12 protein-coding genes are annotated in these 25530 nt (G+C 65.5%); 8 read left to right on the top strand and 4 right to left on the bottom strand.

All coding sequences use genetic code 11. From position 1 onward, the window contains the following. Window positions 1–18: 18 nt before the first annotated feature. From pyrF to LNV07_RS19610, 5 genes are all read left to right on the top strand, one after another. Window positions 19–855 carry an orotidine-5'-phosphate decarboxylase gene (gene pyrF, locus LNV07_RS19630; RefSeq protein WP_263572876.1) on the top strand — a complete coding sequence of 279 codons (837 nt, stop codon included), beginning with the start codon at window positions 19–21 and terminating at the stop codon, window positions 853–855. Between the two features lie 164 nt (window positions 856–1019). After that, window positions 1020–4280 carry a PAS domain-containing hybrid sensor histidine kinase/response regulator gene (locus LNV07_RS19625; RefSeq protein ID WP_263572875.1) on the top strand — a complete coding sequence of 1087 codons (3261 nt, stop codon included), beginning with the start codon at window positions 1020–1022 and terminating at the stop codon, window positions 4278–4280. A 28-nt stretch (window positions 4281–4308) separates the two neighbouring features. Further along, a complete protein-coding gene (ypfH, locus tag LNV07_RS19620) occupies window positions 4309–5031 on the top strand; it encodes an esterase (RefSeq protein ID WP_263572874.1) in 723 nt (240 codons plus the stop codon). Next, complete coding sequence (locus LNV07_RS19615) at window positions 5028–5726, top strand: response regulator transcription factor (protein ID WP_397545587.1); 699 nt, start codon at window positions 5028–5030, stop codon at window positions 5724–5726. The genes ypfH and LNV07_RS19615 overlap by 4 nt, the downstream gene beginning before the upstream one ends. Further along, window positions 5713–7029: an ATP-binding protein gene (locus LNV07_RS19610; RefSeq protein WP_263572873.1), complete on the top strand. Its 1317-nt coding sequence runs from the start codon at window positions 5713–5715 to the stop codon at window positions 7027–7029. The genes LNV07_RS19615 and LNV07_RS19610 overlap by 14 nt, the downstream gene beginning before the upstream one ends. On the opposite strand, the gene LNV07_RS19605 is transcribed toward LNV07_RS19610, so the two are convergent. Next, window positions 7026–7571, bottom strand: a complete 546-nt coding sequence (locus LNV07_RS19605) for an outer membrane beta-barrel protein (RefSeq protein ID WP_263572872.1) — start codon at window positions 7569–7571, stop codon at window positions 7026–7028. The genes LNV07_RS19610 and LNV07_RS19605 overlap by 4 nt on opposite strands. A gap of 149 nt (window positions 7572–7720) precedes the next feature. After that, complete coding sequence (locus LNV07_RS19600; protein ID WP_263572871.1) at window positions 7721–10120, bottom strand: winged helix-turn-helix domain-containing protein; 2400 nt, start codon at window positions 10118–10120, stop codon at window positions 7721–7723. A 292-nt stretch (window positions 10121–10412) separates the two neighbouring features. On the opposite strand from LNV07_RS19600, the gene LNV07_RS19595 reads away from it, so the two are divergent. From LNV07_RS19595 to LNV07_RS19585, 3 genes are all read left to right on the top strand, one after another. Then, entirely contained in the window at window positions 10413–15122 is a 4710-nt protein-coding gene (locus LNV07_RS19595; RefSeq protein WP_263572870.1) for a beta strand repeat-containing protein, read from the top strand. Between the two features lie 55 nt (window positions 15123–15177). After that, window positions 15178–18138, top strand: a complete 2961-nt coding sequence (locus tag LNV07_RS19590; RefSeq protein WP_263572869.1) for a DUF11 domain-containing protein — start codon at window positions 15178–15180, stop codon at window positions 18136–18138. Window positions 18139–18374: 236 nt separating this feature from the next. After that, window positions 18375–20015: an ankyrin repeat domain-containing protein gene (locus LNV07_RS19585; protein ID WP_263572868.1), complete on the top strand. Its 1641-nt coding sequence runs from the start codon at window positions 18375–18377 to the stop codon at window positions 20013–20015. Window positions 20016–20058: 43 nt separating this feature from the next. Here LNV07_RS19585 and LNV07_RS19580 read toward each other — a convergent pair whose 3' ends face one another. Both LNV07_RS19580 and LNV07_RS19575 read right to left on the bottom strand, forming a co-directional pair. Next, window positions 20059–21762 carry a M14 family metallopeptidase gene (locus tag LNV07_RS19580; protein WP_263572867.1) on the bottom strand — a complete coding sequence of 568 codons (1704 nt, stop codon included), beginning with the start codon at window positions 21760–21762 and terminating at the stop codon, window positions 20059–20061. Window positions 21763–21881: 119 nt separating this feature from the next. Beyond that, window positions 21882–25400, bottom strand: a complete 3519-nt coding sequence (locus tag LNV07_RS19575) for an ATP-binding protein (protein ID WP_263572866.1) — start codon at window positions 25398–25400, stop codon at window positions 21882–21884. Window positions 25401–25530: the final 130 nt, after the last annotated feature.

Genomic DNA, 25530 nt, shown 5'->3' with positions numbered 1-25530 from the left:
ATGCAGAAAAACACGCCCATGAACTTCATCCAGCAACTCAAGCAAGCCGAAAGCCTCAATGACTCTTTGCTCTGTGTGGGGCTGGACCCGGAGCCGGCCAAGTTCCCCGGCAGCTGGAAGGGCGACGCGGGCCGCATCTATGACTTCTGCGCGGCCATCGTCGATGCCACCAAGGACTTGGTGATTGCCTTCAAGCCGCAGATCGCCTACTTCGCCGCCCACCGCGCCGAGGCGCAGTTGGAACAGCTGATGGCCCATATCAAGCGGGTCGCGCCCCATGTGCCGGTCATCCTGGACGCCAAGCGCGGCGATATCGGCTCAACCGCGGAGCAATACGCCAAAGAGGCCTTCGAGCGCTACCAGGCCGACGCGGTGACGCTGTCCCCCTTCATGGGCTTTGATTCGATCGAACCTTACCTGCGCTATCCGGACAAGGGCGCCATCCTGCTTTGCCGCACCTCCAACCCGGGCGGCAGCGACTGGCAGAACCAGCGCTTGGCCGATGTGCCGGGGAATCCGAAGCTGTACGAGCATTTGGCCCGTTTGGCGCAGACCGACTGGAACAAGAACGGCCAATTGGGCCTGGTGGTCGGCGCCACCTTCCCCGCCGAAATCGCCCGCGTGCGCGAGCTGGCACCGACGCTGCCGCTGCTGATCCCGGGTGTGGGTGCGCAGGGCGGCGACGCCGAGGCGACCGTGCAAGCCGGCTGGGGGCCAACGGCACCCATCATCGTCAGCAGCTCGCGTGCGGTGCTCTACGCCAGCTCGGGCGAAGACTTTGCCGCCGCCGCTCGCCGGGTGGCGCTGCAAACGCGCGAGCAGTTGAACCGGGCCCGCAATTCGACCCAAGGCTAGATCAATGGACCGTGCATAAATACCCAAAATGCTCGCTGGCCTTGATTTAGGCCCCGATTCAGGTGCTAACCCAATGGTCAAGCGCCAATTTGTCGGGGAGACTCCCGCGTTGAACCAAGTTGAGTGAAGCGGTTGGCAAAGTGAGCAAGGAATCCCAAGACGATTTGAGTAGCCTGGTTGGCCAGGAGCTGAGCCCGAGCGATCAACAAGCGCTGATGGAGCGCAAGCTGCGCTGGCATTCGGCAAGGCTCTTTCTCGCTGCGTCCGGCGGAATTCTGCTGGCCACCTCGTTTGTGCTGTTTTTCGGCCGCCAGAATGATGCCTGGCTGGGTGGCCTGCTGCCGGCCATCGTTGCGGCCGGCATCGGCCTGCTGAGCCTGCTGAGCCTATGGCGCTTGCCACGCCATTTGGGCATGACCGCCGTCCTCTGCACCATGGCCTTGATCATGGTCTTGACGGTGTTGATCGCCGTTTCGCGCGGCACCGGTTTGTACTCGCTCAGCTTGTCGGTGCTGGGTCTGCTGGTGGCCTTCTCGACCGCCATGCTGGGCTTGCGGGTCGGCATGGCGCTGGCGGCGATCAGCCTGCTGGCCGTGCTCGGCTTGGGCTGGGCCGAATATCGGGGCTGGCAGAGCAGCGCCGGCGCCTTGGCCAGCTTGCCATTGCGTGCCGTCAGCCACGGCTTGTTGTTGATGATCGGTCTGACCCTGGGCTTTGCCATGCTGCGCATGGTGCAGCGCTCGACCAAGGAAGCGGCCGAACGCAATGCACGTTTCCGTGGTCTCTTGAGCATGGCGGCCGACTGGTATTGGGAGATGAACCGCGACTACCGCTTCACCCATCTGGCCGAAGACACGCCGGGCAAATCGGGCCTGGACCTGCAAGCCCGTTTGGGCAAGACACCGTGGGAGATCGAAAACCTCGGCGTCAGCGACGAAGACATGGACGCGCACCGCGCCGACTTGGAGTCGCACCGGCCGTTTCATGGCATGGTGGCGCGCCGACGCGCGCTCAATGGCGATGTGGTCTATGTCTCGATCAGCGGCGAGCCGCGCTTTGACAGCCAGGGCAATTTTCGCGGTTATTGGGGGGTTGGCCGCGATGTCACCGACGAGGTGCATGCGGAGAACGCCGTCCACGCCACCGAGACGCGCTACCGGGAGCTGTTCCGGCGCTCACCCAGCCCGCTGGTGCTGCACCGCTGGGGCCGTGTACTCGATGCCAACCCGGCCGCGATGGCGATGTTCGGCTACACCCAGCGCAGCAGCATGATCGGGCAGGACCTGTTCTCGCATTACGAACCCGGCGACGACGAGCGCGCGCGCCAACGCGCCGCCAAGATCGAGGCGATGGCCGTCGGCGGCATGCTGCCTATGGCCGAATTCCGCCTGCGCACGCTGTCAAGGCGGCGGCGCCTGGTGTCGGCCACCAGCGTGCGGGTCGATGCCGCCAGCGGCCCCGCCACCTTGAGCTTCTTCATCGATCAGACCGAACAATCGCGCGCCCAGGAGGCCTTGCGCCGCTCCGAGGGCCTGCTCTCGCATCTGGTCGCCACCAGCCCCGATGTGATCACCTTGACCGAACTGAGTTCGGGCCGTTACGCGATGGTCAACAAGACCTTTGAGCGCCTGACCGGCTATAGCAGCGAGGAAGTGCTGGGCCGTACGGCCGACGAGTTAGGCATCTGGCGCAACTCGGCCGACCGTGAGCATGTGCTGGAGCAGATACGCCTGCATGGCCGCGCCGATGAGTTCCCGGTCAGCTTCAACAACAAGGCCGGCGAGCCGATTGCGATGCTGATGTCGGCCGCGCCGTTTGCGATGGACGGCCAGCAATACCTGGTCATCAATTCGCGTGACGTGAGCGAATCCGAGCGTAGCCGCCTGGTGCATCAGGCGATCCTCGAGAACGCCTCGATCGGCATCACGCTGACGCGCGACCAGCATTTCATACAGGTCAATCGTCTGGTGGAGGACATGTTCGGCTGGCCCGCCGGCAGCCTGCTCGGTCAGCATGGCAGCGTGGTCTGGCCCAGCAAAGAAAGCTACCAAACCGTCGGCCAGGAACTGGGCGCCAAGCTGGAAGCGGGCGAGCAAGTCGAGACCGAGCAAACCATGCGCCGGCGCGACGGCAGTACCTTCTTGTGCCGCCTGCTGGCCAAGGCGGTCGACCCGCACCACCCCAGCCGGGGCGGCACGATCTGGATTCTGGAAGACATCACCGAGCGCCGCCGCGTCGAGGCCGCGCTCGCCCAGGCCAAGGACGAAGCGCAGGCGGCCAGCCGCGCCAAGAGCGCCTTCCTGGCCAATACCAGCCATGAAATTCGCACCCCGCTGAACGGCCTGCTGGGCCTGGCGCGGATGTTGCAGCAGCCCGACCTGAGCGAAGCCACGCGGCGCGGCTATCTGGACCAGATGCTGGACAGCGCCGAGAGCCTGTCGGGCCTGATCTCCGACATTCTCGACCTCTCCAAGATCGAGGCCGGCCGCCTGACGCTGGAGGCGGCACCGTTCGGTTTGCGCGATATGTTGGCCACCATGCGCATGGCCTACTTCACGCTGGCGCAAGCGCACCGCCTGGCCTTCCAGATCGAAGTGGATGCCGATGTGCCGGCCTGGGTGGTCGGTGACCAGGTACGAATTCGGCAGATTCTCAGCAACTATTTATCAAATGCCTTGAAGTTCACCGAATCCGGCTCGGTGGCCGTGCGGGTCTTGAGTTTGAGCGACGAGCGGGTGCGCATCGAGGTCATCGATACCGGCCCGGGCATCGCGCCGGCCATGCATGAGCGCCTGTTCCAGCCCTTCACGCAGGCCGATGAGTCGACCACGCGGCGCTATGGCGGCACCGGACTGGGCCTGTCGATCTGCCGCGAGTTGGCGACGCTGATGGGCGGCGAGGTCGGCGTGCGCAGCGAGCTGGGTCAGGGCTCGACCTTCTGGGCCGAGTTGCCGCTGCCGGCGGCGCCAACGCCGATCAGCAACCAGCCCCGCGAGGCCCGCAATAACGAAGACCTGCAAGGCCTGCGCGTGCTGATGGTGGAAGACCACCCGGTCAATATGATGATTGCCGTGGCCCAGTTGCAGCAATGGGGGCTGGAGGTGGCGCAGGCCATCGACGGCAGCCAGGCGGTCGAGGCGGTGCTGGCCGCGCACAGCATGGGCAAGCCTTTTGACGCCGTGTTGATGGATGTGCAGATGCCGGTGATGAGCGGCCATGAGGCGACCCGCGAGGTGCGCCGCCGCTTCAATGCCGAAGAGCTGCCCATCATTGCCCTGACGGCGGCGGCGCTGATCTCGGAGCGCGACGAAGCGCTGGCCTCGGGCATGAATGATTTCCTAACCAAACCCATCGACGCACCCAAGCTGCGCGCCACGCTGGTGCGGCTGATCGGGCATAGGGACAACGACCGCAACCGGTCCTGAACGCTGCTCGGGCAGCGACAATCGGGTCATGAATACCGCCGCTCCACTCTCACCTGCTGCCCCCTTCGCGTCGCGCGCCGTCGCCATGCTGCCCGACAAGGGCCTGCCCGAGCTGCTGTTCCTGCTCCTGCATGGCGCGGGCGCCGATGCCGCACAGATGCGGCCCTTGGCGCAAGCGCTGCGGGCGCAATATCCGCAGGCCGCGGTGCTGGCGATCAACGCCCCCTTGCCGATTGAGGCCGGCCAGCAGTGGTACTCGCTCGACGGCTGCAATGACGACAACCATGCCGAGCGTGTGCAGGCGGCATTGCCCGGCTTCATTGCCACCGTGCGCAGCTGGGCGGCGCAGTGGGAGCTGCCTTGGCAACAGGTGGCGCTGGGCGGTTTTTCGCAGGGTGCGGTGTTGGCGCTCGAAGCGGTGCAGGCCGAAGCCCAACTGGCCGGCCGCGTGCTGGCCTTCTCGGGCGCCTACGCCAGCCCGCCGGCCCATGCGCCGCACGAGGTCAGCGTACACATACTGCACGGTCAACTCGACGGCGTCTTGCCCTATCAAGACCAGGTCAGCGCGGCCCGTCGCCTGGTGCAGTTAGGCGCCGATATCACCGCCGATGTGCTGCCCGATATCGGCCATGAACTGCACCCGGAGCTGATCGAGCGCGCGATGGAACAGCTGCGTACCTTCTTGCCCGCAAGGATGTGGAAAGAGGCGATGCAGGCGGCAGCCGAGCAAGACAAGGAAGACAAGCAGTGAAAGAAGAAATAGCGCCGCGCCTGCTGTTGGTCGAAGACGACGAGCGCTTGGCCGAGTTGGTGGTGGCCAGCCTGAGCAAGGCCGGCTACATGGTCAGCCATAGCGCCAGCGGCATCGAAGGCGAGGCCTTGATGCGCGCCGGCGGCTTCGAGCTGGTGCTGCTGGACGGCCACTTGCCCGACAAAGACGGCTTTGACGTGCTGCGCGATGTGCGGCGCGACTTTGCCGGCCGCATCGTCATGCTGACCGCCCGCGACGATGACATCGACCAGGTGATGGGCCTGGAAGGGGGCGCCGACGACTACATCACCAAGCCGGTCTCGCCGCGCGTGCTGCTGGCCCGCATCAAGACCTTGCTGCGCCGCGAACCTCTGGCGTCGGCACAGAGCCCGGCCGGCGACAGCGCCGAACTGCGCTTCGACGTCCTGCTGATCAAACCGGCCGCCCGCTCGGTCACGGTGGATGAGAAAGAGATCGAACTGACCACGGCCGAGTTTGATCTGCTGCTGTTTCTGGCCGAACGCGCCGGCAGCGTGGTCTCGCGGGACGACATCATGCAAGGCCTGCGCGGGCTGGAGTTTGATGGCCTAGACCGCGCCATTGACGCCCGCATCTCGCGCCTGCGCCGAAAGTTGGGGGCCGCCGAGCGCATCAAGACCGTGCGCGCTCAGGGTTATCTCTTTGCCAAAGATTAGCCACCCCTTGACCCGCTTGGCGCTCGGCCTGGGCCTGGCGGTGCTGGCCTTGGTGCTGCTGGTGCAGGCCGTCGTGATGCTGGCCGTCGACGGCATCAGCGACGATTACCTGCGCCGCTTTATGCGCGGCACGGCAGCCATGCTGGTGGATGAGCTGCACCCACTCGACCCGCCGACGCGGGCTCGGCGCGTCAAGCAGTTGGACGAGCTGTTTGCCTACCCGGTCCAGCTCGTGCCGGCCGCCAGCCTGAACGCCGAACAGCGCGCTCGGCTGGCGAAAGGCGAAATGCTGGTGCAGGGCTTCAACCGACTGGTCTTTGTCGCGGTTGCGCCGGATGACCCTCAAGTCCTGCGCCTGGGCCCCTTGAATGCCGATGACCGCCCCGGCAACGCCCTGGTGCTGCCGCGCGAGCTGTGGTTGATGTTGGCGGTCGCCCTGATCCTGGCGGCCGGCGTGGTGCCGCTAAGCCTGGCGTTGCTGCGCCCGGCTTGGCGCGATCTGCGCAATCTGCAAGCGACCGGCGAGGCGATGCTGGCGGGGCGCTTTGATGCCCCGATTCAAGACAGCCACAGCCGGCTGTTCGAGCCCATCGCGGCCGGTGGGCGTGCGATGCTGGCCCGTTTGGCCAGCACCTTGGCCACTCAGCGGGAGTTGACCGGCTCGATTTCGCATGAGCTGCGCACTCCGCTGGCGCGCCTGCGCTTCGCGCTCGACGCTCTGGTGGACGAAGCAGACGCCGCCAAGCGCGAGCAAGCCGTGCAGGCCTGCGAGCGCGATCTGGATGAATTGGACACCTTGATTGACACCAGCCTGATGCTGGCCCGTCTGGACATGGGCGCGCTGCAGGCCCAATGCGAAATGGCCGACCTGGCCGCGCTGTTGACCACCGAGGCGCAAAGCCTAAGCCCTTTGCTCGACGGCAAGCAGTTGCGCTGCGATTTGCAACTGCCGCCCCAAGTACGCTTTGATGCCCGCTTGGCTCCCTACGGCCTGCGCAATGCCTTGCGCAATGCCGCCCGCCATGCGCGGGCCGAAATTGTGCTCTCCGCCTGGGTCGAACAGGGTCAGGTCTTGCTGGCCGTGGATGATGATGGCGACGGCGTGCCGCTGGCCGACCGAGAAGCCGTTTTCACGCCCTTCAAGCGCCTGTCGGACAAGCGCAGCGGCCATGGTTTCGGCCTCGGGCTGGCGATCGTGCGGCGTGTCGCCGAAGCGCATGGCGGCGCGGCCCGCATCGAGACCGCGCCGCTGGGCGGGGCCAGACTGCTGATGAGCTGGCCCACCGAGCTGCCCGTCACTTAAAAGCGGTAATTGACGCCCATGCTCAGCACATTGCTGGCATTGCCGTAGGTGCCCTGCGTCGGCATATTGTTGAAGCGCGTCAGCTCGGTGCGCAGCGCCCAATTGCTGCCGAGCGCGTACTCTGCACCGAGGCCGGTCTTGAAGCCCACGCCATGGTTTTTGTCAAAGCCCGAATAGCTGCGCTCGTGGTGTGCGGCACCCAGACGGCCATACAGTGCGAACTTGTCGGTCAAGGGCAGGCGGCCAATCGCATCCAGCGAATAACTGGTGCTGGTGGACTCACCGCTGCCGATATGGGTTGAGCCCAAGCGAGTCACGCCCAGTTCGGTGGCGAAGTATTTATTGAACTGGTAGCCGCCATGAACGCCCCAGTTGGTGGCCGTTTTATCGATGCCGACCGAGGGCTTGGTCGGGCTCTTGAGATTGTTGCTGGAACGGCCGATGTCGCCACCCACGTAGAAGCCTTCATCGGCCGCTTGGGCCAGGCCGCCAGCGGTCAAACAGGCGAAAGTCGTGGTGATGGCAATGATTTGCTTCTTCATATGTGGTCCAACCTTTCAAGTGTCAATAACGATCTCGTTCAACGGTGGCTTGCTGCCCCGAGAAGCGATGTAGTGATTGTGTTGAAAGGCAGGCCCGGCGTCTGTGGGTCAACTGTTTGGCTTGTGTGACGGTGTGTGACAGCGCCGACTCAGGTCGTCGACATCAGCGTTTGTCGCTGCACTTGATTGGAGGCCTCGATGCGGGCCAACAAGGTCTTGAAGCGTGGCAGTTCACGCAGGCTTTGCAGCGCCGGGTCCTGCGTCAGCCACCAGCCACGCCGCCAGCCCAGGCGATACGCGTCTTCCAGGGCCGTCAGCGCCGCCTCGGGCTGACCTCGCATCGCGGCAATGCGGGCGCGGTGATAGCCGATGGCGTGCCAGACATTGCCCTGCTTTGCATAACGCTCCACATAGCTGGAGGCTTGCTCGATGAAGGGCTCGGCCTTGTCCCGCAGGTCCGCCGCGTAATAGATGGCGGCCACGTCCAGCCAGACATGCTGGCCCAAAAATGTTTCCCATTCGTTGTAGAGCGGCACCGGGTCCGCCAAGACCAGGCCGATGACGGACCCCAAGGTCTTGAGCGCCACGTCCTGCTGACCCAGCAGCAAGCGCAACAAGGCCAGATCGATCACCGCATCGCGCTCCGCGCTCTGCTCCGGCAAGGCCGCCAACGCCTTGGTCAAGGCCATCCGGTCTTCGGCACGCACCCATTGCCGCACCGCCGAAACGCGCGCCCAGGCCGGCTGCGGGCTCTGGGCCTGGAACTGAGCGAAGGCTTTACCCGCGTCGTCGACCAGACCCAGATCGAGATAAATCCATGCCAGCTGCTCCCACAGCCAGGGCCGATTCGAATTGATCAGCAAAGCCTTGCGGTAGCCTTGCACGGCCTCATCCAGCCGCCCCCGCGCAAAGCCAATGATGCCGAATCCCCACTGACCATTGGGGTGTTTAGGCGCTAAGCTGATCGCACGGCGATAGGCAGCTTCGGCCGTCTCGTAGCGGCCCGTGTTCGTCGCGGCCACGCCGGTCAAATGCTGAATCTGCGGCGACAAGGGGCTCAGCTGAGCCGCCTTGCTGAAGTAGCCGAGCGCGCGAGCCGGCCAGCCCGCACTGTTCTCGGCAGCGCCGGCCCAAAACAGCAAGGTGGCATCGCTGGGTGCCATGGCCAGCGCCCGCTCATGCCAGCGCCGTGCTTCATCGTCCTGACCGCGCTGGGATAGCAGGCTGCCCTGTGCCCCCAGGGCGAGCGGCAGCTCGGGATCAAGTTGCAGGGCGCGGTCGATCAGCGGCTGGGCGCGCGCATCCATGGCCCGCAGGCTCAAGCCCTTGCCGTAATTGAACTCGCCAATCCAGCTGACCGCCTGCCCCACATAGGCCAGGGCAAAGCCAGGGTCGGTGTCAATCGCACGCTGAAAATAGTCGCGCGCCTTCAGAATGCCTTCGATATCGCCCCCGCGCTGGTGCTGCAAGCCCTGCAGATACAGCTCATAGGCGTCAGCGGCCGGCATGGGCAGCACGCTGGCCGGCAGCGGCGTGGTCCCCAAGGCCTGCAAGGCGGCGTTGGCGGCGCTGAAGGCCAGGCCACTCAAGGCGGCGGCGGGTGCATCCAACACATGGCGCCAGAGCAGTTCGCTGTCGGCCGCGCGGTGCAGGCTGAGCTTGAGCTGCAGGCTCTGCTGCCAACGCTGCAGTTCACCGCTCAGCACATGACTGATCGCCAGCTGCCCGGCTTGGGGCGCCAAGGCCTGGGGGTTGCGGAACTGAAACGAGGTTGCGCGGGCAGTGACACGGATCTGCTGATGCCGCGACAAGACGCCGATGACGCTTTCGGCCAGGCCGTCGGCCAAGGACTGTTCCAAGGCCTTGGCCGAGGCGTCGGCAAAAGGCAGGACGGCCAGGGTGATGTCAGCGGCCGGCATGTGCGCCATGCCCATCACGCGCTGCCAAGCCCACCAGCCTCCCGAGCCGAGCAAGGCCGCCGCAGCCACCGAACCACCGAGCAGCAGGCGGCGTCGCGGCGCTGGCACGGCGGGCGCGGCGGCAGACGCGACGGCGGGGACAGGCGCAACAGACATTGATTCAGGCAAGCTCGGCGGCATTGGCTGCACCTGCTGAGCCGGAGCCGCTGCGGGCTCAGGCGTGACCTCGCTGACCGCCGCCACCATCCGGTAACCCTTGCGCGGCACGGTCGCGATGTAACGCGGCTGGCTGGCGTCGTCACCGAGCAAGCTACGCAGCTGCGAGATCGACTGGTACACCGAACTAGGGGTTACCACCACGCCCGCCCAGACTTCGTCGAGCAGCTGATCCAAGGTCACCAACTGCTGTGGCCGACGCGCCAAGGCCATCAGCAGCAGCATCTTGCGAGGCTCCAACTTGTGCACCTGATCGCCGCAGCGCAGCTCATCCAGGGTCGGATCGGCCAGCCAGTCGCCAATTTGCCAACAGCTCCCGACAAGCCCCGCGCCGGATTCGGCTGCGGCTGCGGACCCGCCGGCTTGCCCTCCCGCAGGCTCTTCCTGTTCACTCATCGACTCTGAATCAGCCATGCGGCCTCGCCGTAAGTTGTTGATTTCATTGAGAAACGAATTTCTTGAGAAAAGCTTAAGAGTTTCATCAGAACTTTCGGAAGGCCTGCGAACCAAGATGCGCCGTTGACTCGGATGATTGTGAGGGCCCGCCCCTCCCTCTCACCACCAGACGACAGGCCCGGCACCCTACCCCCCTAACGTGACGGGACGCTGGCCCGACCGGACTCGATGTTAGCCCGTCGCTGAAGTATTTGTTTCGAACCGCTGGCCCGTCACCCGCACGCCACATTGACCCGAAAGATTTTTTGCCATGAAGCCCACCCTGACACGTCTCACCCTGGCCTTGCTGCCCCTGTTCGGCGCCGCTTCGGTGTCCGCCGCCACGGTCACCTGGGTCGGCGGCTCCGAAGGGAGGTGGAATCTGCCATCCAACTGGAGCGGGAATGCCCTGCCCACGTCATTTGACGACGTGCTCCTTGGGTCGAGCAGCGTCTCCATCGAAGGGCCGCAGGCAGCAGCCAGTTTGATCGGTACCGGCAGAGTGCGTATCAACCAAGCCAGCGCAAGCTTGACGCTGAGTGGCCCGGCAGAGCTCGGCAGCTTGGAACTGGAGCTGGGCAGTTTCAACAGCCAAGGCAGCACACGGATCAGCGGGCGCTTCCTGTGGGAGGAAGGCGTTTTGTCAGGCGCCGGCAGCACGCTCGTGCTGGGGCCATCCCAATTGGGGAGCGGCCTATTTGAGCGGCGTAGCCTCAGCGGCGGACACACGCTGACCCTGGCGGGCAACACCGTGCAAGGCGGCAACCATGGCCAGGACATCAGCGGCGGCAGCCGCATCGTCAACCAAGCCACCTGGACAGATCAGGCGTCAGGCAACATCGATTTCGGATCCTTGCAGTCCAGCACAGGCCCGACCAATCACTTCGACAACCAGGGCAGCTTCATCAAGTCAGCCGGTTTCACGACCACATTCATTGACGGTGTTGCGTTCAACAACAGCGGCCGAGTGGATGTGAACGGCGGCACCCTGCGCCTCCTCGGCGGCGGCAGCAGCACCGGCAGCATCCAGGTGGCCGAAGGCGCCACCTTGGCCTTTGGCAACGGCCCCGCCTTCGCCCTGGGCCCAGCCTTCACCAATGCCGGCAGCGTGACGATCGACGGCAATGTCGGCGCTGCGCAAGGGCTGCAGCTGGCCGGAAACATCGCCGTGAATGCGGGCGAGCTGAGCCTCGGTGCGGCCAGCAGCTTCGTCAATTTGAGCCTGAATCGCTTCGGCACCATCACCTCATCTGCGCCCCTGCTCGTGACCGGCAACTTGGATTTGACCGGCGGCTTTTTGAACGGCTCCGGCACGACGCGTTCGACCGGAGAGCTGCGGATTTCGGGCAGCGACAGCAAATTCCTCAACCTGTCCAATCTGGTCGCGGCCGGCAGCACCCAGCAGACGGGCACGGGGCGTGTGGCGATTGGGGGGCGAGTTGAGAACTTGGGGACTTGGTCGGAGCAGGCGACGGGCAACAACCTGATCGACGGCATCGGCGGCGGCAGCAGCTTTGACAACTCAGGCATCTTCAACAAAGACTCCGCCTTCATCACCACTCTGGGTGGCAATGGCCTGGTGTTCAACAACACCGGCACGGTGAATGTGAATGCCGGCACCTTGCGCATTGCCGGCGGCGGCGGCGGCAGCTTCAGTGGGCAGATCCTTGTCAGACCCGGCGCGACACTTGAATTTGGCGGCACGGGCGTCTTCAACTTGCGCAACCAAGTCAACAACGCCGGAACCGTCACCATCAGCGGGGGCACAGTCAACGCATCAAGCTCTCTGAATTGGGTCAGCGGTCAGACGGTGTTGGATGGTGGCGCGCTGAACCTGAGCGCAGGAAGCACCTTCGCAGCGCTGACCATGAATGATGATTCGGTTCTCGGCATCTTCAACGCCGTGGCACGGGTCCAAGTGATGCAATGGAACGGGGGACGCCTGATGGCTAGGGGCGTTACCGTTGTGGACCGACTCACCTTGGACGGCCAGACTGTCAAGACTGTCGACGCCGTCCACACACTGAGTCTGCCCGGCACCACACTGCTCAATGCGGGCACCCTGCTGATCAATTCGCCCTTCAGCCATGACAGCCGTGGCCATTTGTCCATCGCCAGCGGCGCCGAACTGCAGGTCAACAACGCCAGCTTCAACAACGCCGGCACCCTGGCCGGCTCGGGCACCGTGCGCGCTTTGGACACCCTCTCCAACACCGGCATCTTGGCCCCCGGCGGGGTAGGCCAAATCGGCCAGTTGCAGCTGCTGGGCAACTTGGCGACCAGTGGCAGCTTGCAGGTCGAACTGGGCCGCAGCAGCGCCGACGTTCTGGCGATCAGTGGCAATGCGGACTTGGGCGGCACCTTGAATTTCTCCGTGCTCAGCGGCCAGCGCCTGCAGCGAGGCAGCAGCTTCACCGTCGTGAGCTGGGGCCAGCGCAGCGCCGGCAGCGAGTTCGCCAGCCTGGACTTCTCCCAGGCATCGGGCTACCGCTTTGCCACGGCCTACGGCGCCACCGGCCTGGACGTGACCGTCACGGCCGTGCCGTTCAACTGGACCGGCCCGGCCAGCGGCGGATTCTGGGACGTGACACAAAACTGGAACGACGGCATTGATGGCCGGCCGCAAGCGGGCGACACGGTGCTGCTGGGCAGCGCCGACACGCACATCCGCACGACCCAGGCGGTGGGCGATGTCACCGGCACCGGCACGCTGCACCTGGACACCGGCAGCCACCTGATCCTGAGCGGCACCAGCACCGGCCGCGTCGGCGGCCTGGCGCTGCTGCAGGGCGAACTGAGCAACCAAGGCCGCTTGGTGGCCAGCGGCGCCAGCAGTTGGGTCGGCACCCTCTTGCGCGGCAGCGGCGGCGTCACCCGCGTGGAAGGCAGCCTTGCCGTCGCGGGCCCCAACTTTGATGGCACGCCGACCCTGCTCGACAAGCACACGCTGGAGATGGCCGGCACCACGACCTTCACCGGCCGGCGCGGCCTCTCCATCGGCCAAGGCTCACGCCTGGTGAACGAGGGCACTTGGTTGGACCAGGCCAGCGCCAACGTCAACTTCGGCAACTTCAACGGCGGCGCGAACGGTGTCTTCCTCAACCAGGGCACCTACATCAAGGCCTCGGCCTTCACCACCGAGATCGGCAACGGCCTGAATCTGCATAACACCGGCACGGTCAAGGTCGAAAGTGGCCTGCTGCGGATCAGCGGCGCCGACAGCAGATCCACCGGGCATCTCGACATTGCTGCGGGCGCTGAGCTCAGCCTGGTGAGCAATGACGCCACGCTGGGCGGCAGCGTGTTGAACGAAGGCACGCTGAGCCTGGACGGCGGCGTGCTCGCCATCGCCGGCGACCTGCTCGTGCAGGGCAGCGGCCTGACGCGAGTGAAAAGCATCGTCAACAACGACAGCGCCTTGCGCATCGCCGGCAGCGTCGACTGGCATGAGTCGACCTTGCGCGGCAGCGGCAGCACCCGCATGGACGGCACTGTCATGCTGATCGGCGACCGCAGCCGTGGCGTGCTCGGTGGGCAAACCGTGGAACTGATGGGTACCACCAGACAGGTCGGAACGGGCGGCTTCAGCATTGGTCAGGGCGCGGTAGTGCGCAATCTCGGCACCTGGCTGGACGAGGCCCCAGGCAATGTGGGCATCGGCAACTTCAATGGAGGGGCCACCGGTCGGTTTGACAACGTCGGCAGCTTCACCAAGACCTCGGCCTTCGTCACCGAGATCGGCATCGGCCTGCCGCTGAACAACACCGGCACGATCAACATCAAGGCCGGCACCTTGCGCATCAGCGGCGACGCCAGCCTCACGGCCGGGCAGATCCAGATCGCCAGTGGCGCCATGCTCGACCTGGCCAACGGCAGCATCGCACTCAAGGGCACGGTTCAGAACGCGGGCACGGTGACCCTGAATGGCGCCACGGTGCTGGTGACCGACAGCGCCACCGTGCAAGGCGGGCTGACAACACTCAACAGCAGCACGGTCAACAACACCGGCCGGCTCGTGCTGAGCGGCAACACTGACTGGATCATCGCCACCCTGACCGGCAGTGGCAACACGCGGATGGAAGGCGCCGTCACGCTGTCGGGCAGCAACGGCCGCGGCCTGACCGGCGGGCACACGCTGGAGCTGGCCGGCGGCACCACACAGACGGGCACCGGCAGCCTCAACACCGGTGGCGGAGCGCGCTTGGTCAACCTAGGCAGCTGGGTCGAGGCGGCGAACGGCAACGCCCACCTCGGCAACTTCGCCGGCGGCGCGCTAAGCCGTTTCGACAACGTCGGCAGCTTCACCAAGACCTCGGCCTTCGTCACCGACATCGGCAACGGCCTGGTGTTGAACAACACCGGCACCATCAAGGTCAACGCCGGCACGCTGCGCATCAGCCAGGCCTTCAACAACCAGGGCCAGCTGAACGTGGCGGCCGGCGCCGAATTGGCCAGCAGCGTCGTGGACTTTGCCAACGCAGGCACCCTGGCCGGCGACGGCACGGTGCGCACGGTCGGCAATTTTTTCAGCCTGAGCAACACCGGCATCTTGGCGGCCGGCGGCCTGAATGACGCCGGCACGCTGAGCCTGGTGGGCGGCCTGACGCAGCAAACCAGCGGCATCTTTCTGGTCGACCTGGGCAGCACGGCGGCCGGCGGCTTTGATGTGCTCACCGTCAGCGGTGCGGCCTCACTGACCGGCACCCTGGCCGTGAACCTGCTGGACGGCGCGCACTTCAATGTGGGCGACAGCTTCACCGTGATGACCTGGAACCAGCGCCTGAACAACAGCCAGTTCGCCAGCCTGGACCTGACGCATGCCGGCGGCTACGGCTTCACCACCGAGTACGACGCCAACAGCCTGACGCTGCGCGTGACGACGGCCGTGCCCGAGCCGGGCAGTTGGGCCCTACTGATGGGTGGCCTGATTTTACTGGCGGGCCTCAAGACGCATCACGGGCGCAAAGGTCGCCAACACTGAAGCCGACTCAGCCCTTTGCCCCGTAGCCACGGCCGCCAAATCCTCTCGGATAGTCATGAAACTCAAGCCGCGCCTGTTCTTGTTTTGTTTGTTTGCACTTGCCCTGTCGGCTTGCGGCGGAGGCGGCAGTGAGGGTGGCGGTGCCGCCAACAGCGGGCCGCCAAGCCAGCCGCCGCCCAGCGGGCCGGCGGTGCGGGTGGAAGTCGAGCCGGCGGCGCTGCTGCTCACCGGGCTGGGGCAACAGCAGTCCTTGCAAGCTCGGGCCTTCGACAGCGAGGGTCGGCTGGTCAGCCAAACAGTGACTTGGCAGAGCTCAAAGCCGGCAGAAGTGGAGGTAGGGGCCAATGGCACGGTTCGGGCAGCAGTGGCCGCCGGGTCTGGCCAAGTGTTTGCCGTGGTCGACGGGGTTCGATCGGCGCCCGTGGTGGTGGCGGTGGCGCAAGCGGCTGCGGGCGTGACGCTGCTGACCGACGCGCAAGTGATGGCCGACCCCGTGGCCGTGGAGGCGGGCGCTGAACCGGATAACGACAAGGCCTATGAGGTGGTGTTGAGCGGATTGCCGCTGCCTGCGGTGGGCAGCCTGCTGCTGGGGCGCGAGGGCAAGTCCATTGGCGGTGAAGTGCTCGCAGCCAGCCAGGAAAACGGCAATGTGCGCGTGCGCCTGAAGACGGTGGGATTGGACCGCCTGCTGCAGTCGGGGCGCTTGCAGGAGACGGTTGACCTGGCCGGGCTGCCCCTGCAAGTGCCGGCAGACTTGCAAGCAATGTACGACGTGCGCCTGCAGGACGGTGAGTACATCTTCACCCCAAAACCCGGGGCCACCGGCTCGGGCAGTGGCATGGACGAGCGCAGAAAAGCCCTGTCGCTGAGGAAGTTCAACTTGGGCCCGTTCGCTTGCGAACTGGTGGGCTCCGAATTGCCCATTTCGATGCCGCAACCCGTCTCGTTCAACATCAAGTTCGTGCCCCGCTATGTGCTGGACTATGAACGCAGCACCGGCCTGAGGAAGTTGCTCTTGCAAGCCGAGGCCAGCTTCAAGATGAAGACCAATCTCCAGGTCAATGTGGCCGGCTTGGTGAACCTGACTTGTGAGAAGACGCTGTTGCAGCGCCTGGTGCCGATGCCGGGCGTCTTCGGGCTCTTGGTCGCGGGTGAGTTACAGGCCGGCATGGGCTTCGAGACCGAAGGCTCGGTGCGCATCCCCTTGCTGGGGGCCGAGTTCACCGTCGATGCCAAGGGTCGCTTGGAGGCAGGCTTGGACTGCAGCCTCGGAACTTGCCGGATGGTCAGCGACTGGAAGCCCGAAGCCTCCAGCACCACACGCTTCATCACGCCGGGCCAGGCCTTGGCCGAAGCGCGCAGTGAGTTCTCGGTCTATGGCTATGGATTTGCCAAGTTGCGCGTCGGCATGACCTTGGTCAGCGAACTGCGCATTGACGCCGTGGGGGTTCGTGCCGGCCCCAAGTTCGAGGCCAATCTGGCGCCCGCCGCAACGCAGTTGGCGGCGGTCGATCCCGGCTTGCCTGACTACCGCTCCGACTACAAACTGCACCTGTTGGTGGAAGGCTCGGTCGGTTCTTTGAACAAAGGTGAGACGGCGCTGCGGGCACTGTTGCAGAAGCTGGGCATTTTCAAGGTCACCCTGTTGAAAGTGCAACTGAGCCTGCCCCTGGGCGATTCCCCCAAAGGCACGGCAAGCATGAGCGGGGCCAACGCCGCCAAGGACGGTGAATTCATCGACGGCAAGACCCTCAGCTTTCAGGTCAAGCTGGACCCCAAGACCGCTCGCTTCCCAGGGCTGGGCTACAACGTGCGCCGGGTGATCATCTACTTCATCCGCGAAGGCATGCTGCCGCTTGAGGTGGCCAGCATGGACGCCGCTGCCGATCAGACCGCGTTCGAATTGACCTGGGTGGCGCAGGGCACGGCCGGCGCCTCCGGGCGCAGCTTTGCCGCCTTCGTCGATACGGTGCTGCCCCTGCCTGTGAGCCTGGAATTGGCCAAGGCGCAGCAGTTGCCCGAAGTCTTCCGTGGGCGCATGACGGTCACGGAAACAATGGCCAGCCCCCTCCCGGTGGCCGCCGGCGCGCCAGCGCTTAGCAACAAGATCGGCGGCAGCTTCCGTTACTTCGTCGACGGTGAGGTTGAGCTGGGTGATTCTTCCGTCCTGCAGGCCGCCGCTTTGAGCACCAGCGCGGCCCATGACATGGTGTCCTTGGTGCGGGAGCCGGTCAAGGCCAGCAATGGCTGCGCCTTCGTGAAGAACACCGAAACAGCGGTAAAGGCGTCGGGCACGGGAACGTCCAGCGGCCATGGCACTTTGGAAATCGATCGGGTGGCCGGTGTCTGGCGTTTGGCGCCGTTCAACGTTCAGCTGTTTGCGGTCGGCAGCAAGGTTGAACGCACGTTCGCGACCGAGCGAAGCCTGGCTTGCACCAGCCCATTTTTTGAGCAGGAGAAAAACACCGCCATCGACGAGAAATTCGGGCACGGCTTCTTGTTTTCTTCCACAGCCTCTGCCCTGCGGGGCAACATCACGGTCGATGCTGACGGCCGCCGGGCCATTCGCTTCCAGGGTACGCCTGTGGTCAATGAGTTCAAAACGTTGGCATTGACGCTGGACCTGAAAGAAGGCCCTTCAAGGTCGGCCAGCACCGATCTGTCGGTGGAACTGGTGGCCACCCCCACCGTCAAGCCGGCGGGCACGCTGACCTACAGCGTCAACCTGTTGAACCAGGGTTTTGGGCGCGCCACTGATGTTCGGACCGAATTCAAGCTGCCACCGGGCTGGAGCGTGCTGGGCCAGGTGGGCTGGAGCGGCTGCAGCAGCAGCCTCAACACCGTGGTCTGTCGCACCGAACAGATCGACGTGGGCGAGCGCCGGGCCTTTTTGGTCGACGTGCAAGCACCGCTGGCACTGGGGCTTTACACCATCAGCGCGCGGGTCTCTGCGGCCGAAATCGATACCGATTTGGGCAACAACCGCACCGAGACGACCAGCACCATCGTGGAGTGATGGGGCCAGGGCCGCAGCAATTTCAGCTGCGGCAGCGCCCCGCACTGTGTATCAGTTATGGCACACTATGCGCCAGCGCCAGCCGGGGCGCTGCTGGATCCGCAGGCAGGGCTGAGCCCACCCGGACGGACGCGAGTTCATCAAGACCGCGTCCGCTCAAGCATCACTTCCCACTGTTTTGCCTTTGTGCGGCCTGATCGCGCGGATCACAGGCTTTACACGCATGGAGGTTTCCCTTGAAGACGAACCATCACGGGGCTGCAGCGCAGCCCGATCTTTCCGCTCTCCCCGCACTTCCAAATCACGCCGATCTGCAGCAACTCAAGCGCCAGGCGCGTGAACTGCTGCGCGCCTGGCGCGCCGGTGATGACAGCCCCAGCCTGGAACGCGCCGCGCCCTACCGCCAGGGCGATGCGGCCGCGCCGCCCAGCCTCAGCCTGGCCCAGTTGGTGATAGCGCGCGAACTGGGCTTCCCCAGCTGGCCCGCTCTGCACCGCGCCGTCATGGCGCAGCAGGAAGCGCGCCAGCTCGACAACGCAGCGCTGGTCACGCGCAGCCTGGCTTTGGCGCTGGGCCGGGGCTGGGACAGCCCGCAGCCGGAGCGCGCCTTGGCGCTGATGCAGCGTTTGCGTGGCCCGTGCCCGCCGGGCCTGCGCGCGGCGCTGGCCTTGGTTCGGGGTGAACTGGAGACGCTGGAAGCGGTGCCCGCTGCGGGCCAGCGACTGCCACCGTTCGATGCGCCGGCCTTGGCGTACGTGTGCTTCTCCAGCCTGCATCGGCTCGGCGAGCCCTGGGCGGGCGGCTTGATGCGCAGCGCCCGAGCCCTGCTCGAGGACTGTGCTCAAGGTGGTAGCGATCTCGATGCGCTGCGCATGCCCGACCCTGACCAGGAACCCGCGCCAGGTGCGACCGAGCCGCCAGGGCTGCCACTGCTCTACGGCGCCATCGCCCAGGCGCAAAGCCCGGAGCTCGCCGCCGCACTGCTGGCTGCCGGCGCAAACCCCAATGACGGCGAGTCGCTGTACCACGCCTGCGAAGACGCCGACCGCAGCCGAGCCGCGTTGCAGATCCGTCAGCTGATCGCCCACGGTGCGCGCTGGCAGGGCACTAACGCGTTATTGCGCCTGCTCGACTTTGAGGACCCCGCCGGCCTCGCGCTGGCACTCAGCCTGGGCGCCGATGTCAATGAAGCCGGCCCCGAGGGTGCCACGGCCCTGCACCATGCGCTGCGCCGAGGCCGCCGGGCGGCCTGCCTGAGCCAGCTGATCGCGCAGGGCGCCGATCTTTCGGCACGCGATGCCGAGGGCCGCAACCCGGCCACCTTGGCGGCGCTGCTGGGTGAACTTGAAGCTCTAGAACTGTTGGCGGCGCAGGGCGCATGGCCCGAGTTGCCCTCGGCAAGGGAGCGCTTCCTGGCCGCCTGTGCGGCAGCCGATGAGCCCACTGCCCTAGCCTTGGTGAATGAACAGCCCGAGCTCATGACGCAGTTGGACGCGCAAGCGCTGCGCCTGCTGCCCGACCAGGCGCAGCGCCGAGCAAAGGCCTCGGTAGCCTTGATGCTGTCGCTAGGCTGGCCGGTCGCGGTGCAGGGCGACTGGCAAGCCAGTGCGCTCAACCAAGCGGCCTTCAACGGCGACGCGACCCTGGTGCGGCTGTTGCTAGCTCACGGCGCCAGCTGGGAAGAGCGCAACGGCTTTGGCGGCGATGTGATGGGCAGCCTGCAGCATGCCGCCGTGCATCTGCCTCAAGCCGGCGGCGACTACCTGGGCGCGCTGCAAGCGCTGTTGGCCGCCGGTGCGCCGTGGCCCTCCGAAGAAGCGCGTGAGGAGTTGCCGGAGACCATGCAAGCCTGGCTGGATGAGCAGGGTTTGCTTTGAAACGGGACTGAAGCCGCAGGCTGCGTGAAGCGGGGGGCTTGCTTCAATCCAAGCTGACCTCCGTCCTCACCGTCCCCGCCCGCTCCGCGCTGGCCGTCAACGCCAGCCGCGTGCCCTTGGGTGCGCGCACCACCCATTCGCCGACCGCCCGGTCGGCGGTCAGCTCGCGGCTGGGCAGAAAGGCTTGCTGCGAGGACTTGGGGCCGTGGCCTTCGAGCTGCGGACCTTCCATGCGCTCCTTGCCGCTGACCAGGCTCACGGTCGGATCAAGCGCAGGCATGTGAATCTCGAACATCACGCCGCGCACCACCTTTCGCTCCAGCGCCCGCTTGGTCACATAGGCCGGCAGATAGCCGCTATTGGCCACCGCCATGCGGATGCGCCAGGTGTCGGGGCCCAGCGCACGCACCTCGGTGCGCAGCAGCTCCAGCTTGGGCAGGCTCAAGGCGATCTGGTTCATCCAGGCCGGGAAGCGGGCCGCCTCGCGCTCGCGCAGCCAGGGCGGCGGATTGCGCCAATAGTTCATCTTGTCCCAACCGCCAATCTCGACGGCACCGAGCTGCGGGTGATGAAAGGCGGTCCAGTCCACGTAAGCCTTGCCGCCACATTGCTCGTCGCTCCACTTGAGCAGCTTCAAATCGTCTTCGACCGAGTGGTCGCGGTACCAGTCGATCCATTTATAGCCCTCGATGCCGGCCTCTTTGTTCGGTGACCACAGCTCCACCACCCAGAACAGCGCGCCCAGATGTTCGTAGACCCAGTCCTGCGTGCCGGTGATGACTTCCTTGGGGTGGTATTTGAAGTCGTGCCAGATGCTGATCGCGGGGTAGCCGCTGTGCTTTTCACCCAAGGCCGAGAAGCGCTTATAGGCCCATAAATCCTCGGGGATCATGTCGTCATCGCTATGCCCGCCCATCGGCCGCAGGATCACGCCGCTGTGGGTGTGATAGCTGATCGCCGCGCCGATATTCGGGTGGGTGCTGATGAACTCCACCATCGCCCGCACCTCGGGCTCGCTGGTCGGGAACGGCCCGGCACCGACCTGCTTGTATTCCTGCCGCCACTCGGATGGGAAGTTACGGTTCAGGTCCAGCCCCTCGCGGTCTTTGTTGACCGTCACGGTCAGGCCGTCATGGTTCTTGATGAAGCCCTCGGGCAGCAGGCGGTAATACTCGCCGCCAAACTCGCCCGGCTCGCGCGCCACCAGCAGGCGCGGCTCGTCGACATGTTTTTTATAAGTGCCATGCGGGTCGGGCACGCGCATGCTCAGAATGCGGCCGTCGCCGTCGATGTCTTCGGGCGTCAGGCCATCGACTGGCTGCTCGTCATAGGGATAGGGGCGGGTCGAGGAGCGGATATGGCGCGGCCTCGGCAACAGCGCCAGCTCGGCACCATCGGGGTTCAGGCGCGGCACCATATAGATGGCGCGGGTGTCGAGCAGATGCGTGATTTGAGCGTCGCTGCCATAGCCCGTGATCAGGTGGTGCAGGTAGTAGAGGCAGGTGGTCGAGGCGGTCAGTTCGGCGGCATGGATATTGCCGTCCAGCCAAAAGGCCGGCTTGTCGACATCGGCGCCGGTGGCGGTGTTGGTCAGCACCAAGACCCAGATTTCGCGGCCCTCATGGCTGCGGCCGATCGAGCGCACCGAGACCAGATTCGGGCAAGCCTGGGCATAGGCAAACAGCAGCTCGGTCAGCGGCTCGTAACGGTAGAACTCGTCAAAACGAGGGATCGGTAATGCGGCCATAAATGAGAGCTCAGTTGGGTGAAAGCAAGCGGCCCATTCTGCCTAAAGGATGTGACTTGTATAGCCGGGACTCCCCGGCCCCCTCTGCCCGGCCGCACCCTTGCAGGGGGCCGGGCCGTTCAGGCCGCTTCCACCTGCTGCTGCAGCAAACGCTGGCTCAGGCGCAGCAGCGGGAACTCCGCCTCGATATCCGCCAGCGCGCCGCGCGCCAAGCTGCTATCGACGCGCCCGGCCCGCAGCTCCCCATGCAGTTGGCGGGCCGCGGCACACAGACTGCTGGCCCCGACGGCCGCCGCCATGCCGCTGAGGTCGTGGCAGATGCGGGCCGCGCCGCTGGGGTCGCCGGCGGCCATGCAGCGGGCGATGCGCGCCGGTTCGCCCGCGCAGTCGGCCAACACCCGCGTCAGCATATCGGCCAAGATGCGGGCGCTGCCGTTCGACCAGACCGAGGCCCGCTCCGCATCGATGCCCGGCAAGGCGTCGGGCAAGCGATCCGCGGCCGCTGGCGGCGCCGCCTCGGCCTGCTCTTCACCCTCATCGGCCTCGATCACGCCCGGCCCGACCGGCCCATTCGCCATCCAGTCCAGCAAGGTCTGGCTCAACAAATGAGGCTCAACCGGCTTGTTGAGCACCGCATTCATACCCGCCGCCAGGCAGTCCTGCGCGGTGCCGGCCAGCACATTGGCGGTGATGGCAATGATGGGCACCGCCTCGCCCATCGGCAACAAGCGAATCCTGCGGCTGCACTCGAAGCCATCAAGCCCCGGCATATGCAGGTCCATCAGCACCGCGTCATAAGGGCAGCCGACCTCGAAACATTCGAGCCCATCGGGGCCGTCGACGGCGACATCGACCTCGATGCCGAACCGGTGCAGCATCGCCTCCAGCACATCGCGGTTGAAGGCGTTGTCCTCAACCATCAACACGCGCCGCCCCTGCAAACGGCCGATATCAGGCGCCGCAGCGCTCGACCTCGCTTGTGCATCGGCCACCGGCAGCGCAAACAGCGCCGTGAAGTGGAAGCGGCTGCCTTGGCCCTCAACGCTTTCGACGCCGATGCTGCCGCCCATCATCTCGACCAACTGCCGGCAAATCGTCAGGCCCAGCCCGGTGCCCCCAAAGCGCTGGGTGGTGGCGCCGCCCTCGGCCTGCTCGAAGGCCTCAAAAATAGCTTCGATCTGGTCTGCGGCGATGCCTATGCCGGTGTCGATGACCTCAAACTGCAGGCGCACTTGCCCGGCTACCTGCTGCTGGCATTGCACCCGCAGCGAAATCGCACCTTGCGCGGTGAATTTGACGGCATTGCCGAGCAGGTTGTTGAGAATTTGCTCCAGCCGACGGGCATCGCCGACGAGCAGCGGCGGCAGGTCATCGGCCAGCTCGAAATTGATTTCAAGCGCCTTGCCTGCGGCCATCACCGCCACCACGCCGGCCAGATCTTCGAACAGCTTCGAGGGCGCAAACGGCTGCATCACGAACAGCAAATGGCCGGCCTCGATCTTGGAGAAGTCCAGCACATCGTCCAGCAGCGCCAGCAGCAAGCGGCCCGAATGGCGCATCACCTGCAGATGGCCCAGCTGGCCCGGCGTCAACCCGTCCAGCTCAAGCAGGCTGGCCGAGCCCAGGATGGCATTCATCGGCGTGCGAATCTCGTGGCTCATATGCGCCAGGAAATTGCTCTTTGCCCGGGTCGCGGCCTCGGCACGTTGCAGCGCCAGCTCCAGCTGCTGGGCCGCTGCTTTGCTCTGGGTGATGTCAACGGCCAGGCCCAGGAAGCCGGCCTCGCGGCCGTCATCGGCACGCAGTTGCACCGACGACACCAGCACCGCAAGTTGGCTGCCGTCTTTGCGCCGCAGCGTCCATTCGCGCTGGTGCACGCCGCCCTGGCGGCTTGCGGCGACCAGGGGCTCGATGGCGCGCTGAGGGGCGCTCCCAACTTCGCTGGCCTGCGCTTGGCCCGCGGCGGCCAGCTCCAGCGGGTCGTGCAGCAGGGTCAGGTCATGCTGGCCGATCACCTCGTCCGCGCGATAGCCGAGCATCTGTTCGGCGCCACCGTTGAAGTGACTGATCAGCCCATCGGGTCCGACCGCAATGATGGCGTAGGGCGCAACCTGCAGAATCGAGTCCTCGAAGCGCAGCAGATCGCGCAGCCGAGATTCATGCGCCTTTTGCTCGCTCAGGTCGGAGTAAGTGCCAATCATGCGCAATGGCCGGCCGCTGCCGTCACGTTCGGCCGCCAGGCCGCGATTGAAACAAGGCTTGTAGCTACCGTCCGCGCAACGCAGGCGCTGTTCGGCCAGGTAGATCGGGCAACGGCCCTGCTGGTAGTCGAGCAAATGCGCGGAGGTGCTGGCCCAGTCATCGGGGTGCAGCAGCGCCTCCCATTCGGCCTCGTCGCGCTCCGCCGGCTCGGCGGGCAGGCCCAGCATCTCGAGCAGACGCGGCGAAAAAAACACCCGGCCGCTGCGCAAATCCCAATCCCACAGCCCCGCGCCGCTGCCTTCGATGGCGAAGCGCCAGCGGAATTCACTGCGCTGCAGATCGGCGTCCTTTTGCCTGAGCAGTGCGAGTTGCCGGTTGAAGGCCGCCGCGACGCGCCCGACCTCATCATCGCCCTCAAGCAGCAGCGGCGCCGGCGAGACGGGGGCAGCGACCGTCCGGTCAAGCTGAGCCACCGCCTGCTGCAGCGGCCGCAATTGGCGCCGCAGCAGCCACAGAATCATCCCGCAGGCCAGCAGCGACAGCAGCATCGAGGCCCGCACGATGCGCCGCTGCATCAGGTGCAAAGGCGCAAAAGCTTCCTCGGTCGGCAGCCAGGCGATGACGACCCAATTCGGGTTGGCCAGCGGCTTGGCCGAAGCCAGCACCTCAACGCCGGCCGAATTGACAAATATCCCGCTGCCGCCAACACCGCTGATGAATTGGTCCAGCACGGGGCTGACGCTAGGCGCCGGCAGCCGTGCCTGCGCGGGCGAGGCATTGGGCAAGGCGATTGACTGGTGCCGACGGCGGTCGACCAACTGGTAACCGCCGGAATTGCCATATTGCTGGCTGCTGAGCGAGCGCAGGAAGTTGGCCGCAAACAGGTCCGACATCCCCGTGATGGCGCCTATCGCCCGACCGGTCTGATTGCGGATAGGCTGGGTGATTGAAATGCCGGTCGCGGCCTGCGTCGGGCGGGCAATCGGTCGGCCGACCACGGGCAGGCCGTCGCGCATGGCCCTGCCGATTTCGTCCATTGCCGAGAAGTTTTGGCCGGCCCAATCGGCATGCTTGGAATCCCCGATCACCGCGCCCTCGGCGTCCAGCACCAGCACACCACCGCTGAACAGGTCATGCAGCATCGTGCGCTGATCAAGGAATGCGACGACCGCCGCCGGGCCCTGGGGCAACTCGGCCGCGATCGTGCCCGCGATCTTGGCGAGCACGTTCTGGCGGAGCTGGTAATCGTCATCGATATTGGCCGCGATCATCGCGGCCGTCGACAGCTGCTGCGCACTCAAGGCCGCCATCGCATCCTGATTGATCAGCCTATGGGCGAACCAGGCGAGCGACCACAAACCGGCCAACAAGATGGCCAAGCCCCCCAGCGTGACCCGCAGAGTCAGGGCATTGCTGCGGAAGAAGGTCTTGAGCATGCGCTTTTCCAGCAACAATTTGTCGGCGCATTTTCACCCCTGAACGAGCGCTTTGCGCCGACGCACGGCCAGTTTTGGCGGGAAACATTGATTCGATTGACAAACAGCAACGCGGCCCAGGATAGTTCTG

This window comes from Roseateles oligotrophus, assembly GCF_025717515.1.
GTDB classification, from domain to species: domain Bacteria; phylum Pseudomonadota; class Gammaproteobacteria; order Burkholderiales; family Burkholderiaceae_C; genus Paucibacter_A; species Paucibacter_A oligotrophus.
The sequence above is the reverse complement of the archived record's forward strand: the minus strand, read 5'-3'. Positions and strand labels throughout refer to the sequence as shown.

Bases quoted from the DNA above. Each gene is read 5' to 3' on its own strand.
- pyrF (WP_263572876.1), top strand. From the start codon at position 19: ATGAACTTCATCCAGCAACTCAAGCAAGCCGAAAGCCTCAATGACTCT.
- ypfH (WP_263572874.1), top strand. From the start codon at position 4,309: ATGAATACCGCCGCTCCACTCTCACCTGCTGCCCCCTTCGCGTCGCGC.
- LNV07_RS19605 (WP_263572872.1), bottom strand. From the start codon at position 7,571: ATGAAGAAGCAAATCATTGCCATCACCACGACTTTCGCCTGTTTGACC.
- LNV07_RS19600 (WP_263572871.1), bottom strand. From the start codon at position 10,120: ATGGCTGATTCAGAGTCGATGAGTGAACAGGAAGAGCCTGCGGGAGGG.
- LNV07_RS19595 (WP_263572870.1), top strand. From the start codon at position 10,413: ATGAAGCCCACCCTGACACGTCTCACCCTGGCCTTGCTGCCCCTGTTC.
- LNV07_RS19590 (WP_263572869.1), top strand. From the start codon at position 15,178: ATGAAACTCAAGCCGCGCCTGTTCTTGTTTTGTTTGTTTGCACTTGCC.
- LNV07_RS19580 (WP_263572867.1), bottom strand. From the start codon at position 21,762: ATGGCCGCATTACCGATCCCTCGTTTTGACGAGTTCTACCGTTACGAG.
- LNV07_RS19575 (WP_263572866.1), bottom strand. From the start codon at position 25,400: ATGCTCAAGACCTTCTTCCGCAGCAATGCCCTGACTCTGCGGGTCACG.